The 15,899-nt window shown below is 56.0% G+C and carries 17 protein-coding genes; 7 read left to right on the top strand and 10 right to left on the bottom strand.

Features of this window, described 5'->3' with window-relative positions; all coding sequences use genetic code 11:
• Positions 1-539: 539 nt before the first annotated feature.
• Positions 540-2,081 carry an arylsulfatase gene (locus CA85_RS06535; protein ID WP_146390524.1) on the top strand — a complete coding sequence of 514 codons (1,542 nt, stop codon included), beginning with the start codon at positions 540-542 and terminating at the stop codon, positions 2,079-2,081.
• A gap of 151 nt (positions 2,082-2,232) precedes the next feature.
• Here CA85_RS06535 and CA85_RS06540 read toward each other — a convergent pair whose 3' ends face one another.
• Entirely contained in the window at positions 2,233-2,742 is a 510-nt protein-coding gene (locus CA85_RS06540; protein WP_146390525.1) for a tRNA (cytidine(34)-2'-O)-methyltransferase, read from the bottom strand.
• Positions 2,743-2,792: 50 nt separating this feature from the next.
• Positions 2,793-2,966 carry a hypothetical protein gene (locus tag CA85_RS24770; RefSeq protein WP_186774789.1) on the bottom strand — a complete coding sequence of 58 codons (174 nt, stop codon included), beginning with the start codon at positions 2,964-2,966 and terminating at the stop codon, positions 2,793-2,795.
• A 163-nt stretch (positions 2,967-3,129) separates the two neighbouring features.
• Between CA85_RS24770 and CA85_RS06545 the strand changes: the two genes are divergently transcribed.
• From CA85_RS06545 to CA85_RS06570, 6 genes are read left to right on the top strand one after another with little or no spacing between them, the layout of a single operon-like run.
• Positions 3,130-4,068 (top strand): MotA/TolQ/ExbB proton channel family protein, encoded by a 939-nt coding sequence (locus tag CA85_RS06545; protein ID WP_146390526.1) that lies wholly within the window; start codon positions 3,130-3,132, stop codon positions 4,066-4,068.
• A gap of 2 nt (positions 4,069-4,070) precedes the next feature.
• Entirely contained in the window at positions 4,071-4,508 is a 438-nt protein-coding gene (locus CA85_RS06550) for an ExbD/TolR family protein (protein ID WP_146390527.1), read from the top strand.
• Positions 4,505-4,996, top strand: coding sequence for an ExbD/TolR family protein (locus tag CA85_RS06555; RefSeq protein ID WP_146390528.1), 492 nt, complete (start codon positions 4,505-4,507; stop codon positions 4,994-4,996). The genes CA85_RS06550 and CA85_RS06555 overlap by 4 nt, the downstream gene beginning before the upstream one ends.
• 12 nt (positions 4,997-5,008) lie before the next feature.
• Positions 5,009-5,821 carry an anthranilate synthase component II gene (locus CA85_RS06560; RefSeq protein ID WP_146390529.1) on the top strand — a complete coding sequence of 271 codons (813 nt, stop codon included), beginning with the start codon at positions 5,009-5,011 and terminating at the stop codon, positions 5,819-5,821.
• The gene (locus tag CA85_RS06565; RefSeq protein ID WP_146390530.1) at positions 5,818-6,423 is read left to right on the top strand and encodes a DUF447 domain-containing protein; all 606 of its coding nucleotides are present in this window, start codon (positions 5,818-5,820) and stop codon (positions 6,421-6,423) included. Before CA85_RS06560 ends, CA85_RS06565 begins: the two co-directional genes overlap by 4 nt.
• On the top strand, positions 6,420-7,448 hold the full coding sequence (locus tag CA85_RS06570) for a beta-ribofuranosylaminobenzene 5'-phosphate synthase (RefSeq protein ID WP_146390531.1): 1,029 nt from the start codon (positions 6,420-6,422) through the stop codon (positions 7,446-7,448). Before CA85_RS06565 ends, CA85_RS06570 begins: the two co-directional genes overlap by 4 nt.
• Before the next feature lie 15 nt (positions 7,449-7,463).
• On the opposite strand, the gene CA85_RS06575 is transcribed toward CA85_RS06570, so the two are convergent.
• From CA85_RS06575 to CA85_RS06610, 8 genes are all read right to left on the bottom strand, one after another.
• Positions 7,464-8,210, bottom strand: a complete 747-nt coding sequence (locus CA85_RS06575; RefSeq protein ID WP_146390532.1) for a glycosyltransferase family 2 protein — start codon at positions 8,208-8,210, stop codon at positions 7,464-7,466.
• A 121-nt stretch (positions 8,211-8,331) separates the two neighbouring features.
• Complete coding sequence (locus CA85_RS06580; RefSeq protein ID WP_146390533.1) at positions 8,332-8,868, bottom strand: WcaF family extracellular polysaccharide biosynthesis acetyltransferase; 537 nt, start codon at positions 8,866-8,868, stop codon at positions 8,332-8,334.
• Positions 8,869-8,870: 2 nt separating this feature from the next.
• The gene (locus tag CA85_RS06585) at positions 8,871-10,040 is read right to left on the bottom strand and encodes a glycosyltransferase (protein WP_146390534.1); all 1,170 of its coding nucleotides are present in this window, start codon (positions 10,038-10,040) and stop codon (positions 8,871-8,873) included.
• A gap of 24 nt (positions 10,041-10,064) precedes the next feature.
• Positions 10,065-10,811, bottom strand: coding sequence for a class I SAM-dependent methyltransferase (locus CA85_RS06590; protein ID WP_146390535.1), 747 nt, complete (start codon positions 10,809-10,811; stop codon positions 10,065-10,067).
• 35 nt (positions 10,812-10,846) lie between these two features.
• Positions 10,847-12,064: a glycosyltransferase gene (locus CA85_RS06595; protein ID WP_146390536.1), complete on the bottom strand. Its 1,218-nt coding sequence runs from the start codon at positions 12,062-12,064 to the stop codon at positions 10,847-10,849.
• Positions 12,065-12,085: 21 nt separating this feature from the next.
• On the bottom strand, positions 12,086-13,438 hold the full coding sequence (locus tag CA85_RS06600; RefSeq protein ID WP_146390537.1) for a hypothetical protein: 1,353 nt from the start codon (positions 13,436-13,438) through the stop codon (positions 12,086-12,088).
• On the bottom strand, positions 13,435-14,679 hold the full coding sequence (locus tag CA85_RS06605) for a glycosyltransferase family 4 protein (RefSeq protein WP_146390538.1): 1,245 nt from the start codon (positions 14,677-14,679) through the stop codon (positions 13,435-13,437). The genes CA85_RS06600 and CA85_RS06605 overlap by 4 nt, the downstream gene beginning before the upstream one ends.
• Entirely contained in the window at positions 14,676-15,887 is a 1,212-nt protein-coding gene (locus tag CA85_RS06610; RefSeq protein ID WP_146390539.1) for an acyltransferase family protein, read from the bottom strand. The genes CA85_RS06605 and CA85_RS06610 overlap by 4 nt, the downstream gene beginning before the upstream one ends.
• Positions 15,888-15,899 lie beyond the last annotated feature (12 nt).

Consider the following 15,899-nt stretch of genomic DNA (forward strand, 5'->3'; position numbering starts at 1 on the left):
TCGGTACACGCTCAGAAGACGGCCGGTAGGAACCGGCCCGACGGACTACCGATCGTAGGGCCGGTTCCCACCGGCCACATGCGCCCGCAGACCGGCTCCTTCAAGCCGACGACGACAGCGAGGCGTTCAGCATTCCCCGGCCGGTGCACGCCCAGAAGACGGCCGGTAGGAACCGGCCCTACGGACTACGGATCTTCCCACCGGCCACATGCGCCCGCAGATCGACTCCTTCAAGCCGACGACGACATCGAGGCGTTCAGCATTCGTCGGTCGGTGCACGCCCGGGCGGCGGCCGGTAGGAACCGGCCCTACTTGCTACTTGCGGCCCTGAATCCACCCGGCGACGAACCATGACTGCAAAATCGTTCGATCGGCTTGGCGAAAGACAGAATCTGGGAAAAGAATGCCAGGCGATTCGCTCGATTGGTGGCAACACCCTGGGGATGGAACTACAATCGGCCGCAAGCTCTCGCTAAAGGCACACCTTTACTTCTCGCGAGAGCCGTACTCTCGGTTTCACTTCTCTTGGAGGACTTAGGATGACGGTTCGTCACCTACTACCGGCCATACTTCTTAGTTTGGTCACCACTTCGGTCGCTCAGGCGGCCGACAAGCCCAATATCCTAGTCATCTTCGGCGATGATATTGGCCAATCCAACATTTCCGCATACACAAAAGGTCTTGTCGGTTATCAGACACCGAATATCGACAGCATCGCCAACAACGGAATGATCTTCACCGATTATTATGCCGAGCAGAGCTGCACGGCAGGACGATCCACCTTCATTACCGGGCAATGCACCTATCGCACTGGGATGTCCAAGGTTGGTTTGCCTGGTTCCGACGTGGGTTTGCAAGCCGAAGACCCGACCATTGCCCAACTGCTCAAACCTCTCGGTTACGCTACCGGACAATTCGGGAAGAACCACCTCGGTGACCTCGACAAGTTCCTTCCGACCAATCACGGGTTCGATGAGTTCCTCGGCAACCTCTATCACCTCAATGCTGAGGAAGAGCCTGAGAACCGCAACTATCCCAAGGACCCTGAGTTTGCCAAGAAATTTGGCCCGCGCGGCGTCATCAAGTCCAGTGCCGATGGGAAAATTGAAGATACCGGTCCGCTGACGAAGAAACGCATGGAAACGGTCGACGAGGAAACCGCCTCGGCCGCCATGGACTTCATGGACCGCCAGGTCAAAGCAGAAAAGCCGTTCTTCGTTTGGTACAACTCGACGCGGATGCACTTCCGAACGCACGTGAAAGACTCGCACCGCGACGAACCAGGACTGACTTCTCGCACCGAATATGCCGACGGCATGATCGAGCACGATGCGTTGGTCGGAACAATTCTCAAGAAACTCGAGGATTTGAAGGTCGACGATAACACGATCGTGATCTACACGACCGACAATGGCCCCCATAAAAACACCTGGCCCGATGCAGCGAACAGCCCGTTTCGCAATGAAAAGGCATCTAACTGGGAAGGTGCCTTCCGTGTGCCATGCATGATCCGCTGGCCCGGCAAGATCGAAGCCGGCAGTGTCTCCAATGAAATCGTCAGTGGCCTCGACTGGCTGCCAACCCTGGTCTCGGCTGCTGGCAACCCCGATGTGAAGGAACAATTGCTCAAGGGCCACGAGGCCGACGGCAAGACCTTCAAGGTTCACTTGGATGGCTACAATATCCTGCCCTACCTCACCGGCGAGGCCGATGAATCACCACGAAATTCCTTCTTCTACTTCAATGACGATACCCAGCTTGTTGGCATTCGTTTTGAGAACTGGAAAATGGTCTTTCTCGAGCAACGAGCCAGAGGGACGCTGCGAATTTGGTCCGAACCGTTCACCCCACTGCGACTTCCCAAAATGTTCGATCTCCGGGCCGACCCCTACGAGTCCGCCGACGTTACCTCCAATACCTACTACGACTGGTTGCTCGATCACGCGTTCTTGATCGTGCCGGCCCAGCAGTATGCAGGAGCGTTCTTGGAGACCTTCAAGGACTTCCCACCGCGTCAGCCGCCAGCGAGCTTCAACCTCGAAGGCGTCATGGAGAAACTCTCCCAGGCTGCCACGCAGTAAAGAGTCAACATCAGCCAACGGCGGGGGTCTTGCTCTCCAGAAGATGCTTCCCAGGGTTACCTAATGGGCGAGCGTTGACGAACGGGCGCCCGCATTGGGTTGAAAAGTTGAAATAGAGAAATGCAAAATGCTTCGCAGCATTTTGCATTTTTCAATTACCGACAGCCAATCGGCGTTGATGTTCAAAAAGCACAATGCCGGCCGTGGTGGCAAGATTCAGACTGCGGACGACCGGCCGGGTGGGCAATCCAATGGCTCGCTCATCGTCCGGATCGAGAATCCAGTCGGGTAATCCGCTCGTCTCGCGACCGAAGACGAAGACATCTCCCCGCTGCAGGGGTGCATCCCACAAGGTTCGTTTCGCGAACCGGGAAAGAAAGTAAAAACGCGCCGGATCGAGCCGCTCGGTCAGTGCCTGCCAATCCGGCACCATCTCGATATCGAGATGCTGCCAGTAGTCCAGCCCGGCTCGCCGCAAGCGTTTCTCTTCGAATGAGAAAGCTGCGGGTTGGACGATCCACAATTTGGCACCGACTGCCACACAGGTACGGCCAATGTTGCCCGTGTTTTGGGGGATTTCCGGTTGATAGAGAACCACATGTGCGGGCGTTTCGTTTGCCGACGACTCAGTCATTATCGGGTTCTCTGCGTTGTTGCTCATGTCAACTCACTCCATCCAAATCCCGCTTGGGCATCAATCATCCCGACAGTTCATCCCAACAGCGCCCAGAAGAGAATTGTCACGAGCAATAGGATCCAAGCAGTCCATTTCCAGATAGCGGGTAGACCGTGGCTTGGGTCACCCCTCTCGGGGAACTCACGTTGAATAAACTCATCGTAGTCGTCATCGTCCCATTCGTCCGTGTCCTGCCAGTCCTGTGTCATGGTGATGTCCCGAAAATGCCTGCTCCAGGGTGATGCCAGCGAGCATGTTGTCGATTATTCTATCAGTAGTGGCCCCACAAAGCGGACGCCACTTCCCTCCCTGCTTATCCTGGATCACCGATCCAATGCCTCGATTTCAACCGGTTCACCTGAAGGCCTCTCGATGAAATTCATTTCCGCGACATTTAGCGACGCTTTCTCTAGCAGGAATCTCCGATCCTGGCTCGTAGTTTTGGCGATGGGCGTGTTCTTGACCAGTCCACTCTCACTCTCGCTCGCAACCGCCCAAGACGACGCCGCGGCCGAATTCGGTGACGCCGATGCGGAAGCCCCCGCACCGGCCGCTGAGGAACCGGCTGAGGATGCCGCGGACGCAGCCAATGACGCTGGCGCAGGGAACGCTCCGGGCGCCGCCGGTGGAGCCGCTGGAGGTAACAATGCCGAGGCGTCTCAGGACAAAAACCAATCCCTGCTCGCTTGGTTCATCAAGTCTCTGGGTATCCCCTATGTGATCGTCTTTCTCGCCCTCTCGGTGACACTCGTTTCTCTATTCGTCATGAATATGCTGGCCGCCCGCCGCGACACCCTGTGCCCGCACGACTTGGTCGAGGAGTTTGGTCAGCGTCTCGATGAGAACGACAATCAAGGCGCCTATGACCTTGCCAAGAACGATGAATCGGTACTCGGACAGGTGCTCGCAGCAGGCCTCGCCAAACTTTCCCGCGGCTATCCCAAGGCGATCGAGGCCATGCAAGAAGTCGGTGAAGAAGAAAGCATGAAGCTCGAGCACCGTCTCAGCTACATGGCATTGATTGGCAACCTCAGCCCCATGATCGGCTTGTTCGGTACCGTGCAGGGGATGATCGCGTCTTTCCAAGTGATTGCCAACGGCGGAACAACCCCTGAGCCGTCCGCGCTCGCCGAGGGGATTTCGACGGCGTTGTTCACGACCCTCGTCGGCTTGTTCATCGCCATCCCGGCAATCGCTGCCTACAACATCCTTCGCAACCGCGTCGCACGCCTATTGCTCGAGGTGGGCGTCGAAAGCGAGAACCTGATGAGTCGTTTTGAAGATGCGACACCCAATACCGGGGGACGTTAAGCGTGCGGGTCAAACGAAAGCCGGTCGACATGGCCGAAGGTGACATGACGCCGATGATCGACATGACGTTCCAGCTCATTGCGTTCTTCATGGTGCTGATCAACTTCGCCCAAACCGAAGCCAATGATCACGTCGTGCTGCCCAACAGCCAATTGGTCAAACCGCCCGAAGCCCCTCTCGAGGCTCCGATTATCCTCCACGTTGCCGCCGATGGTCGTGTCTACCTCGGCGGAGATGACTACACAGCCGAAACGCTGCGTCTGGGGCTCGATCGGGAACTCGCGGTCATTCGCGGCGAAGGCAAAACACCCGCCGATGCCAATGTGGTGATTCGGGGACACAAAGATTGTGCGGCTGGCGAAATCCAGGAAATCGTGCGTGTCTGCCAGGACTCGAAGCTCGTCAACTTCGCACTCCGCGTGAAAGAGGACAAGTCATGAAAATCCGCAACCCACCCGCTCCCGAAAAGAGCGAACTGAACATGACGAGCATGATTGATATCGTGTTCTTGCTCCTGATTTTCTTTGTCATGACGTTCAAAGTCGTTGAACTCGAAGGTGACTTCAGCATCAAGATGCCGTTGGCGGGAACGTCCAACGCGACGATTGACCCCACGGACTTGCCCTTGGAACTGCGGCTCCTCGCTGACGACACCGGAAACCTCGCTGGGATGAAACTCAATGACATCCAAATGGGCACCGGCCCGGAAGGTTTTGACAAACTGCGCGGCACCATCGTTGGACAAATGGCGTCGGCAGGCCCCATTGCAGAAGAAGCGGGTGAAGGACCAGAGGTCGAGATCGATACGGACTACAACCTGCGATACGAGTATGTGATCCGCGCCATCACAGCGGTCAGTGGTTACAAGGACGGCGATCAAGTCGTCAAGCTGATCGAAAAGATCAAGTTCGCCAAACCACGCCGCTGAGAGCAAATCGCTGTGATCCTGCTTCTCGATAACTACGACTCGTTCGTACACAATGTCGCTCGGTACTTGCGGATCGCTGGCAAGGCAACGCGAGTGATCCGCAGCGACGAAATCACAGCGGATCAGTGCTACCAATTGCAACCCGAAGCGATCGTGCTCTCACCGGGACCTCACCGGCCTGAGCAGGCGGGGTGCTGCCTCGATGTCGTCCGCACCCTGGCGGGCGAAATCCCCATCCTCGGCATCTGCTTAGGGCACCAGACGATCGCAGCGGCGTACGGTGGCGATGTGGTTGTCTCGCCACCTGTCCACGCTATCGCCTCCTCCATCGAACACAACTCGACGGGCATCTTCCATGGCCTGCCACAGCTCATGGCTGTGGGGCGATATCATTCCCTGTGTGTCGATGCGGCAACGCTACCCGTTTCCCTCGACATCACCGCAACAACTACCCCTGCGGACGCATCCACATCCATCGTGATGGGAATCTCCGACCACGCTCGCTGCGTTCACGGTGTCCAGTTCCATCCTGAATCGTTGCTCACTGAGCATGGACACGATCTGTTTAGAAACTTCTTTGGCTTGGTCGATCGACACCACGAGCGAGCCCGGCGTGTGCTCGGTGCCAGCGTCGGAACCGGTCGCCCGGTTGCCTGGATGTCGCCCTCGGGCTATTTCCAACGCCAATGGGCGGCGGACGTGAACAAACACTCTGCGACGGTAAACGACACCAACAAACCGGCCCCCCTGCCGACGCTTTCGATTGCCAGTCCCCGCACCTTGCCGGCGAGATCTCATCAGAGCACCGGTGAGGCAACCCAGTGATCCTGGAATCGATCGTCACCACCATCGGTCCCGACGGCCAAGTCAATATTGCTCCGATGGGGCCAATCGTTCGTCCACCGGCAGCCAACGAAACTCTGCCCTCGTTCTGTCTTCGTCCTTACGAAGGTTCGCGCACCTGCCAAAACTTGTTAGCCACAGGCAGAGCTGTCATTCATGTGACCGATGACGTCTTGCTGCTCGCTCGGGCTGCGATAGGTCACGTCGACCCAGCAGGGCTTACCTGCGCGATCGAGAGCGTTTCGACCAATCACGTCCGCCTGCTCGATTGTCATCGTTGGTTCGCCATCGAGGTCAATCAGTACGGTGGCACGCCACCGCGACATGAACTGATCGCGGACTGCATCGACGAAGGAGTGGTCCGTCCCTTCTTCGGTTTCAATCGTGCGAAACATGCTGTCATCGAAGCCGCAATTTTGGCGACCCGTATCCACATGATCCCTCCGTCACAAATCCAAGACGATCTGCAACGGCTCCGCACCCCCGTTGAAAAGACAGCTGGGCCGGACGAGTTCGCAGCCTTCGAACTGGTGCGGAACTACATCGAGCAAGAGCTGACGGCTCCCGGCGAGAATCCACGATGACGAATCACGTTCGCATCACGACCGGCGCACGTTTGCATTTTGGGCTACTCGATGTCGCGGCACCCTTTGGTGGCTGCGGCGTGATGATCGACCGCCCGAACACGATTGTCACCGCGCGAAGGGCGAGCGAGTTCTCGTGCACAGCGAGCGCGGACGGCTGCGAGCAGGGAAGCCGGGGTCATCTGCAGCGAGCCACTGCGATCGCTCAGAGAATCGCCCATCAGATCGACTCACCGGCGCGACTTCCGCCCGTCCATGTCGAAATCATGGATGCTGCACCGTCACACACGGGCCTGGGCAGTGGCACACAGCTCTCTCTGGCCATTGCCGAGTCCATTCTGCGAGTATCACCGGACACACCGTCACCGCAATGGGTGGCCGACACGGCAGGCATATCGCTGGCTGATGGCGAAATCTGGCTGCGGGCCGCAGACCGCGGCAGACGCTCAGCAGTCGGTACCCACGGATACCTTGCTGGCGGTTTTATCGCAGAAGGACTGACACCTTCACGCGGCAACTCACTGCTCAACACGCTCGACACGCGGCTGGAAATGCCGCCGGCATGGCGTGTCAGTCTGTTGTTGCCCGTCGCCGATCCTGGCCAAACAGGCACGGTCAGTGGCGACCAAGAGCAGGCCAAATTTGACGCGTTGCCCACTGTTGGCGCCGGCCAACGAGCTGCCCTGGCCGATATTTTGACGACGCAGATTCTACCCGCGATTCAGTCCGCCGACTTCAACGCATTCTGCGCCGCGACGACCGAGTACAACTACCGGAGCGGTGAGCTATTTGCTTCTGTCCAGGGCGGGGCTTACAACGGCGAACCCACCACGCGGCTCGTCACCCACCTGCGTTCGGAAGGATACACCGGCGTGGGGCAGAGCAGCTGGGGCCCCGGTGTATTCGTCTGGCACCCAGATGACACGTCTGCTCTGGCCTTCCACGAGAATTGGAACCGTCCAGAGTATCGTGTCCTGACCGCTCGGCCCCAATCGACCGGACGAACCGTCGATACAATCCAATAGTCGGCAAGAAACGCCCTATCGCAGAAACTGAGGCAACTTCCTCAACGGCTTGGTTAGGCGCAGCCCCCACGGGGAAGGCAGCCCGTTGATCACCCAAGCGTTCCGGTCATCCGCATTGGCATGCATCCGGTTGCGGAGACTCGCGTTGCTCGCACCACCGACTCGCATCTTCACCATAACCTGAGGAAGATACCCCATCGGTACCTGATGCTTGACCATCATCCGCACCAACAATTCATAGTCCGCTGCCGTCTTCATATGATCATTGAAAACGCCAAACTGTTCGTAGCATTGTTTGCGAAAATAAACGGTTGGATGGGGTGGCATCCAACCGCGACGAAACTTGGCGACTTTGTACGGCCCGGATACCCATTTGCGACGCACCCGCTCGAGTGATCCGGCATCAACGTACACGAGGTCCCCGTACACGCCATCGATGCGTTCGTCGGCCAGCATCTCTACCACCCGACTCAACACCTGATCGTCGGCAAAGCAATCATCGGCATGCAAAAACCCGATCGCGTCCCCGGATGCAGCCGCAATGCCCTTGTTTAACGCATCGTAGATCCCCGCATCCGGTTCGCAAATCGACCGCGTGATGCGGCCTCCATAGCTTGCGACAACATCGGCTGTCGAGTCGGTCGACTTGCCATCGACGACGATGTACTCCAAGTCAACATTCTGTTGCCCGAGCACAGAATCGATAGCCCCAGCAATCGTGTCTGCGCGATTGTAAACCGCGGTGATAACGGAGATTTTCATCGTTTCTCAGCTTCTCCGAAAGGCTATCCGAACAGGGGTCCGCCCCTCTCCGGTGAGCCTGTTGTGGATCAAATTAAATGACTCGCCTCCGAAGGGTCAGCCCTCTTTTCGGTTAGGCGACTCAATCGCGAGAACGGACCGTCGCCGGATTCCCGCACACAACCGTGCCAGGCATGACATCCTTCAGCACAATGCTGCCCGCCATACACATGCTATCTCTGCCAACCGTCACCCCGGGGGCGACAAATGCCTGAGCAGCGACCCAGGAACCATTACAGATTTCAATTGGCTTGGTTACCAAGTCAAACCCTGGACGATCGAACCGATGCGACCCCGTACACAAAAAAGCACGCTGGGAGATGCAGCAGCTCGAACCAATCGTTACCTGAGCGAGGGATAGAATCATGACATCCTCTCCGATCCAGGTGTGATCTCCGACCTCCAACCGCCACGGGAACGAAACCTTCACGCCGGAGCGGATCACAACGCCATGTCCCACCGCCGCACCAAAACAACGCAACAACAAAACCCGCACGCGCGAGGGCAGCGGACACGGCAGAGAAAAGAAAAGAAACTGAACTACCAGCCAAGCAAACTGCCGCGTTCGCCCTGCCCCGCGATCAAAATCTGTTCGATAGTTGGAAAGCTCAATCGACATCGTCAAACTTCACTCACGCAATCGGGCCGGTCGCCGCCCAACAGCCATTGGTAAACCGACTGCGTCTCTCGAGCAATCTTCGGCCATGAAAATTCCTCTTCGACCAACCGTCGCCCCGCCTCGCCCATCGACTCGCGACCACGGTCGGTCATCCGCATCAACTCCTCAATGCCGACGCGGACTGCATCCACATCCGTCGTGACAGAAATCGCTGCTTGGCGTGCGAAACCAATCGGCAGATTGCATTGAGGCGTCATCACAACAGGTAACTGATACGCCCACGCTTCTAAAATGGCCATGGGCAACCCTTCGGAAAATGATGTATGCACGAAACCATCTGCTGCGCGGAGTAAGCGATCCTTGTCGTCGCCGAAACGTGGTCCCAGGAACAACACACTGTCGCTCACGCCGAGCGTCTCGGCCAGCTCTCGAAGTTCTGCTTCATGCCCGCCTTGGTCCCATCCCACGATCGGCAATACCCAGGCCTCGCGCAAAGAACGATCCAGCATCGCCCATGCTCGCAGCAGGTTTTCCAATCCCTTCTTAGGATGGATTCGGCCGATATAGAGCAGCACCTTGCGGTCGGCTGTCTGCTCTCGCCAACTCGCAGGTTTGACCGACAACGCCCCATCAAGCTCAGGAAGATCGATCCCATTGGGGATCACACAGATGGGATTGCGACACCCGAACGCCCGCATCGACTGCAGCTCGGATTCATTAAGCGCGTGCAAACACCCCGCCTGATCGAGCACACGTTGGCCAAACCACCAACCCGCGACCCGCTTCTTCCACCGCCCCTGCCGCAAAGCCCAAGGATCCAACATGCCTCGCGGCGAAACGACGTAAGGAACTCCTCTTGATTGAGAATACCATTGACAGGCCCACGAATGATGCATCCACAAACCGTGTACGTGCATAAGATCAGGTGAGAGCAGATTCAGCTGAGAATAGAAATCAGATGAATAACCGAATGACACGGGTCCCATCGGATCCACTGCAGTAACACGAATCGGCGACCATGTGCTTAAATCCTCAGTAGTATCAGAATCCCTCGGGGCCAGTACGCTTGTATCAACGCCACCAATCTGCAACGACTTCGCTAGTGACTTCACACTAAAAAATAATCCGCCTGCTCGCCGAGAAGCTGAGAGTGTAAGAAAGGTGACGCGCATTATTTGAAGTTGACCATCTCAGCTCTAGATTTCTCGCTCAAGCACAATGATTGCCTCTGCACCACACCAGGATGCGAGACGCTGTCCCTGCTGCTCGATAAAATGATTAAATCTAGGAAACAGCCGATCCCCAAACGGAAGACCAACACTGTAACGCGTTATACTGACAGTTCTTAGATTCGCCTGAGTAGCGGCCGACAACAGTTCGGAAAGTCGATAGAACGATTGGCGATATCCAAACCTGCGTTCGTGACGTGCACTGGTCGACCATTTCACTACGTTGAGCCCAACGTGGTCTAGCAGGCTGGATTGCAATATAATAACACCATCCCTTTGCACGCAAGACTTCAAAAGTGAGAGAAGCTCTTCAACTCGCCCTGTGTGAGCAATCAATCCGAGGCATAGTATAACATCAAACTTCTCATCGCCAATCTCATCGCGAATCGAGAATATGTCTGAACAGGACGCCGTGACTCCGTCTGCTTGCTCGATTCGGCTCTTGGTTCGCCGCATCATGTCTGGCGAGAAATCATTAACGTGAACACGACTGAAATCACATGCTTGCATAACGGCGGCAGTGATGTCGCCGGTCCCAGTCGCGCAGTCCATCATTGCGCCCGTTCGCTCTGACACAATTTCAGTTACGACCTCAGATCGCTTCTGGAAGCCAAATGAGGCTCCTGATTTCGTTTTGGTGTCAAATAAATTTGCATAGGTGGGCGCCCGTTCATTGAAGTGATCCCTGACACTTGATTGATCTCTACTAGTCATTAGCGGCACTCCAGGTTTTCATAACATCCACTCCTCTAGATGGCTACTTGATTCTTCAACTGATTTCGCCGCTTCCATGCCAGTACAAGCAGTGCCCTGTCATCTTTCCATGACCAGTCCTCCCGGCTTTGCCCGATTGCAATCCTCGCCGCCCCAGTGAGCCCGTTGGCAAAATGCATGGGCGACCACTTCTGGATTCTTCGAAAGCTGGTGTTTCCAAGCCGGTTCAGTTCCTGGTCTGACAGTTCTGTCAATTCCCTAAAACACGCAGACAATTGTTCAACATCGAAGGGGTCAAACGTCCAGCCATTGGAGCCATCTACCAGTTCGTCTGAACAACCACATCGATTGGAAACAATGACTGGCAACCCACATGCCATTGCTTCATTAACAACAAGCCCCCACTGTTCAATCGTGCTAGCGTGCACGAATGCACCAGCCATTGCGTAGTAAGCCGGCAACTCCGCGTATTGGCGAAAACCAGGGAGGTGGACGTATTCCGCAAGTTCGTAAGTGTCGACCATCCCATGGATCCGATCGCACAACGGCCCATCACCAAGTATGACTAAGTCCCACGTAGCATCGCCACATGCAGAATGATACTGGGAATAGGCACCGATCAGACGTTCTACGTTCTTCTTCTCGATAAACCGACAGGATGCGAGAAAGTAGCGACGAGGTAGATTTAATTGATGGCGTATCCGCTCAGCGTCTCGGCGGGCCAGAGCCGCTTCTGATTCAAAGTAGGCATTGTCCACCACGTCGTACCCCAGAACACACTGCCTGACCGGAAGTCCCAGCTTGCTAAGATACTCCTGATGTTCATGACCACCGACGAGACCTGCAGAAAACTGGCCAACCACCCGGCGTTTGATCAACTCACCGACCTGATTGCGTGGTGCATCTCGCTCGCTCGATTCTGACATCACGATTGCGGGAACGCGGTTGGCTCGGCACCAACGCAGCGCCAGCAGAGCGGCTGGCTCCGACCATCCGTGAATAGCGACAGCGTCAGGTTTGGTTAAAGCCAAGCTCTCTTCCACTCGCTGTCTCAAATCAGAAAAACCACGTCGTTCACCTGAGGACTTGTAGATGGACGCGCGGGAAAAGCCAACCTGATCCAGCTCATCCCACGCATAAATTTCATCGGTCCGCTGAACTTCGATCGCAGTCAGCTGGCAACAGCTGGCCGCGGCATTCAGGCGGGCCGCATGATAGGGACCGAGACGCTCAAATAGTACGGTGATCTTCACGGATTCAACCTTGATTATTCTTCAAACTACGTGTTCTCTAGAATGCTCCACGGGCGATGCGAATACTCTTGGGTCTGCAAAATATCGCTCATATGCAAAAATGCCCAAAGTCCCGAAAATAACCGGCCAGAACGTGAATAAGGTAATATCGCGGCCGAAGTTTGGTAGTGCTGTAAAGCAAGCCAACACAAGGCAAGCTCGTAGAAACGGCATCCCTTGTTCAGGAAGCCGACATACCCAATAACCGAAAGCGAGCAAGATGATTGCTGGCGCCGCCGGCCCGAGCCAGCGGCCAAAATTCGTTACCCCTTGACCTATAATTCCATGCGAGATCGTTGCCGCTGTTTGGCCCCGATACATTCCCACCCGCAAGGCAGCGTATTTCATTCCCACCTGAGGCTTCCCTGGCCACAGCACACGCGGCACGAGATTGACAGCATTGGCGAAGTAGTTGTACCCCCACTCTACGTCCATCGCGCCATGCTGCTGGTACCGATTCAAGTACATAAGCTCCTCAGTCATGTTCAATCCAAAGTGGGTCATCTTGCGATCACGTTCGCTCGTGAAATATTCCGCGTAACCCACATTGCGGTAGGTCACCGCAATCAGCATCAAGAAATTGACCACCAACAGGGAGACCACGACGAATGTGATTTGTTTCTGCCGGCTCCAAGACTTCAGTAGCAGCAGCGAGAACGCTGCTGGCATCGCAACGATGAGCACTTTGTGCCGACTTCCTTCCAGTACAAACATCGGCCAGGTCAACAGCATCAGGGCAATCATCCAACGGCGAACGTTCGGGCGTAGCGTCGCCACAGCGATCATGCCAAACATCGAACAGATGAACATGTACGTATAGTCGGCCACGGAAACGAGGAAGCTAAACGCGCCTCCAATGCGAGGCCGAGCCCACATGTGTGTTCCCCAAATATGTCGTCCCTCAATGGGAAAGAGCGCGGCTCGAAACTGAAAATTCACACGGTACATGCCGATAGCGAGCAGTGCCAACCAAGCGATGACCACTACCTTCGTGACGCCGGCATGGTCGAGCATCCGTGGATCAAAAGCTCGTAGACTGCGCGTCGGAGTGGGCGGCAACACAAGCTCGAACAAGCCCCGAAAGACGACCAGGAAAATCCCTACCTGGACGAAAGCGAGAGTAAAGTCCTCATTCGAAACATAAGCGTATTCTCCACTGCGATAGACCGGATCGATGAGGTACCACAGACAAATTGTTAGATACACGAAGCAGGCATAGAGCCAACGAAGCTCGCGGCTTTTCGAGGCGGCCTCCGCCAACAGCACCACGAACAACGCTACGACCGCGTAGTAAGCAAAGCTTTGATGAAAAAGAGCTTCGATGTAGGTTGTCACGAAATCTCCTCCGTGGATTGACGAGCCATCTCAGAGGCTCGATCTGCCGCATCCCGCATTCGATCCACCAGGTCCGGTATCGCCAGAAATTCCGAATGAAGCTGGTTCCTCGCCATTCGAGTCAGCTCCACGGGGTTCGTAAGTAAGTACTGCACGGACCTGACAATCTCCTCGGCATGAATGCGATTGATCAAGATCCCGTTTTGCCCCTCGGTAACCACTTCACCACAAAACCTCGATGTGATCAATGGCAACCCGTACGAAGCGGCTTCCAGTTGCGTCAACGCATACCCATCAGAATGGGTGGGCAAAATGAACACATCGGCTTTCTGATAATACTCGGCAGCCTGGGACCGGGTTACCGGGCCCACCACATTCGTCCGCGGCGTCTGCCGAAACTGTGCGAGCAAGTCTTCATCCCCGGGGCCAACAATCGTCCATTGAACCGGGTCCGCTTCCATGGCCTGAATAGCCCCGAGTAGTTCCGCGGCCCCTTTTCGACGGTTGACCTGGCCCAAAAACAGAATTCTCAGTGGATTCGTCTCAGTGAACTCCCCCGCATACTCCCGCTCTCGCGCCACTGGACGCCTCTCGGGTTCATAGGCAAGTGGAACGATGAGGATCTTGCCCGCTGACACTCCACTTTGGATCATCGCATCACGTGACCACGGCGAATTAACGATGATACCATCGGCCAGATCACACTCCACACGCCAATTGTCCCAGTAACTTTGCGGCGGTTCTCGCAGTGGCTCGCATCCCGCCCGCTCATGCAATTGCCTCACCAATCGCATCTCGACGGGACCTGGATCAATCTGTCCCAGCAGCGTGATGCAACCATCGCGCTTTGCCCGCTGAAAGATCGACTTGGCCGCATAGCTGTAGGCGAACACGACAGTGGGACGATCACCCTTCCGGCACTGCCTGGCAAGCTGATCTGCGGCTCGTTTCCCAAACCACTCATTCTGCGCCACGATCCAGTCCCAGTGCTGCAACCTCTTGATCTTAGCCGACGCCACAAAACGCAGATACGCTGCATTGAACCCTCGTGCATCCGCCGTGGCAAGATCAGCGTGATATCGCTGTGACAATCGTGATGGGACTCCCCAAGTGCGTCCTCCCGACCAATAGTCCGTCAGCAGCGTCGTGGGGACTTTAGCGAGATGGAGTGCTCGCGCAATCGAGTAGTGTTCGCGCGCGCCAATCTGACATACCATCCATCGTTCATCCGGTGGACTCATGTGGGCTCCGGCCTCGATTCGACGCGTATCCGTGCATGCACAAACCACCGCTCACAAAGTTCAAAGACAGCCACGCAAATCAACGTCGTTGCTATGGCGGCAGCCAGTGCGAACCATCCATCGCTCGGCGGCCCGCCAGCCTGAAAGTACGGGGCCGCCATCAATGCGAGTAGCGGGAAGTGAAGAATGTAGATGGTGTAGGATCGAAACCCAAGAAACTGCCAAGCTGAGAAAAACTTCATCCCGCCGATCACCGTGGGAAGCGTGCAGAATGACAACACACATCCACATCCCAACACCGCATAGCTGAGCAGGATTGCCATGGGAAGCTGCGAGATCTGACAGCCCGCAAATCCCACGACTGTCAATGCGAGACCATACAGACAGAATCGATTTCGCCAATGGGCGACGTCTCGCTTAGGCAGTGCTTGCGTCCCGCCACCTCGACGGCTTATCTGATGGTTGCGCAGCATTAGCCATTCGGCAAGGCCTGCGCCAGCAATCCAAATTGGCCAATGTGAGATGACCGCCGGCAACCACGCCCCCAGACTTAATCCAGCGATCACGAAACAGATAAAGGGAATGCCAAGGTACGCAAACCATAAACTATGACGACGCACCATCAACCAGAGCGGATAGAACGCATAATAAACCACCTCATAGCCAAGTGACCACAGCGGCCCGTTGGAACCAAAAGTCAGACCGAGCGAACGCGGCAACATCACGAGCCCGGGGATCACCGCACGGGCGGAATAATTCCCACCTGAAAAGTTCTGGTCCAATAAGGCATTACCCGTATCGCCCACGTACAAACTGGGAAAGGAATGCCTGCCGATTGAATCGAGGACGAAGGTCAGAAATAAAACAAGAAAGTAGGGAGCAGCAAGACGATGCAATCGTCGTTTGGTAAAGCGTCGCACGTTCAACCGCTCACATTGCCGTTCCACCGCAAACTGTTTAGCAGCGCGCAGATGAATGAAGAAACCGCTCAGTGCAAAAAAAACCATTACCGCCTCGTGCCCATAGCGGAATACGGCTGTCACATTCGCAATGGCCGAGGGCAACCACGTATGTTCTGTCATCCGCCATTGGGCCTGTCCGGTCCAGCACAGCCATCGAGCGTGATGCGCCACCACGAAAACTGCCAATAACCCTCGGAGCGTATCGAGTCCCGTCAAATCCACCAGCGACTGTTTACCCGAAGCCATCACTACCCAGTC

Origin of the sequence: Allorhodopirellula solitaria, from assembly GCF_007859855.1 — a bacterium.
Taxonomy (GTDB): domain Bacteria; phylum Planctomycetota; class Planctomycetia; order Pirellulales; family Pirellulaceae; genus Rhodopirellula; species Rhodopirellula solitaria.

Coding starts and splice junctions, on each gene's coding strand:
- CA85_RS06605 (WP_146390538.1), bottom strand. CDS start 14,679: ATGAGTCCACCGGATGAACGATGGATGGTATGTCAGATTGGCGCGCGC.
- CA85_RS06540 (WP_146390525.1), bottom strand. CDS start 2,742: ATGAGCAACAACGCAGAGAACCCGATAATGACTGAGTCGTCGGCAAAC.
- CA85_RS24770 (WP_186774789.1), bottom strand. CDS start 2,966: ATGACACAGGACTGGCAGGACACGGACGAATGGGACGATGACGACTAC.
- CA85_RS06610 (WP_146390539.1), bottom strand. CDS start 15,887: ATGGCTTCGGGTAAACAGTCGCTGGTGGATTTGACGGGACTCGATACG.
- CA85_RS06545 (WP_146390526.1), top strand. CDS start 3,130: ATGAAATTCATTTCCGCGACATTTAGCGACGCTTTCTCTAGCAGGAAT.
- CA85_RS06555 (WP_146390528.1), top strand. CDS start 4,505: ATGAAAATCCGCAACCCACCCGCTCCCGAAAAGAGCGAACTGAACATG.
- CA85_RS06575 (WP_146390532.1), bottom strand. CDS start 8,210: ATGAAAATCTCCGTTATCACCGCGGTTTACAATCGCGCAGACACGATT.
- CA85_RS06570 (WP_146390531.1), top strand. CDS start 6,420: ATGACGAATCACGTTCGCATCACGACCGGCGCACGTTTGCATTTTGGG.
- CA85_RS06585 (WP_146390534.1), bottom strand. CDS start 10,040: ATGCGCGTCACCTTTCTTACACTCTCAGCTTCTCGGCGAGCAGGCGGA.
- CA85_RS06590 (WP_146390535.1), bottom strand. CDS start 10,811: ATGACTAGTAGAGATCAATCAAGTGTCAGGGATCACTTCAATGAACGG.
- CA85_RS06535 (WP_146390524.1), top strand. CDS start 540: ATGACGGTTCGTCACCTACTACCGGCCATACTTCTTAGTTTGGTCACC.
- CA85_RS06580 (WP_146390533.1), bottom strand. CDS start 8,868: ATGTCGATTGAGCTTTCCAACTATCGAACAGATTTTGATCGCGGGGCA.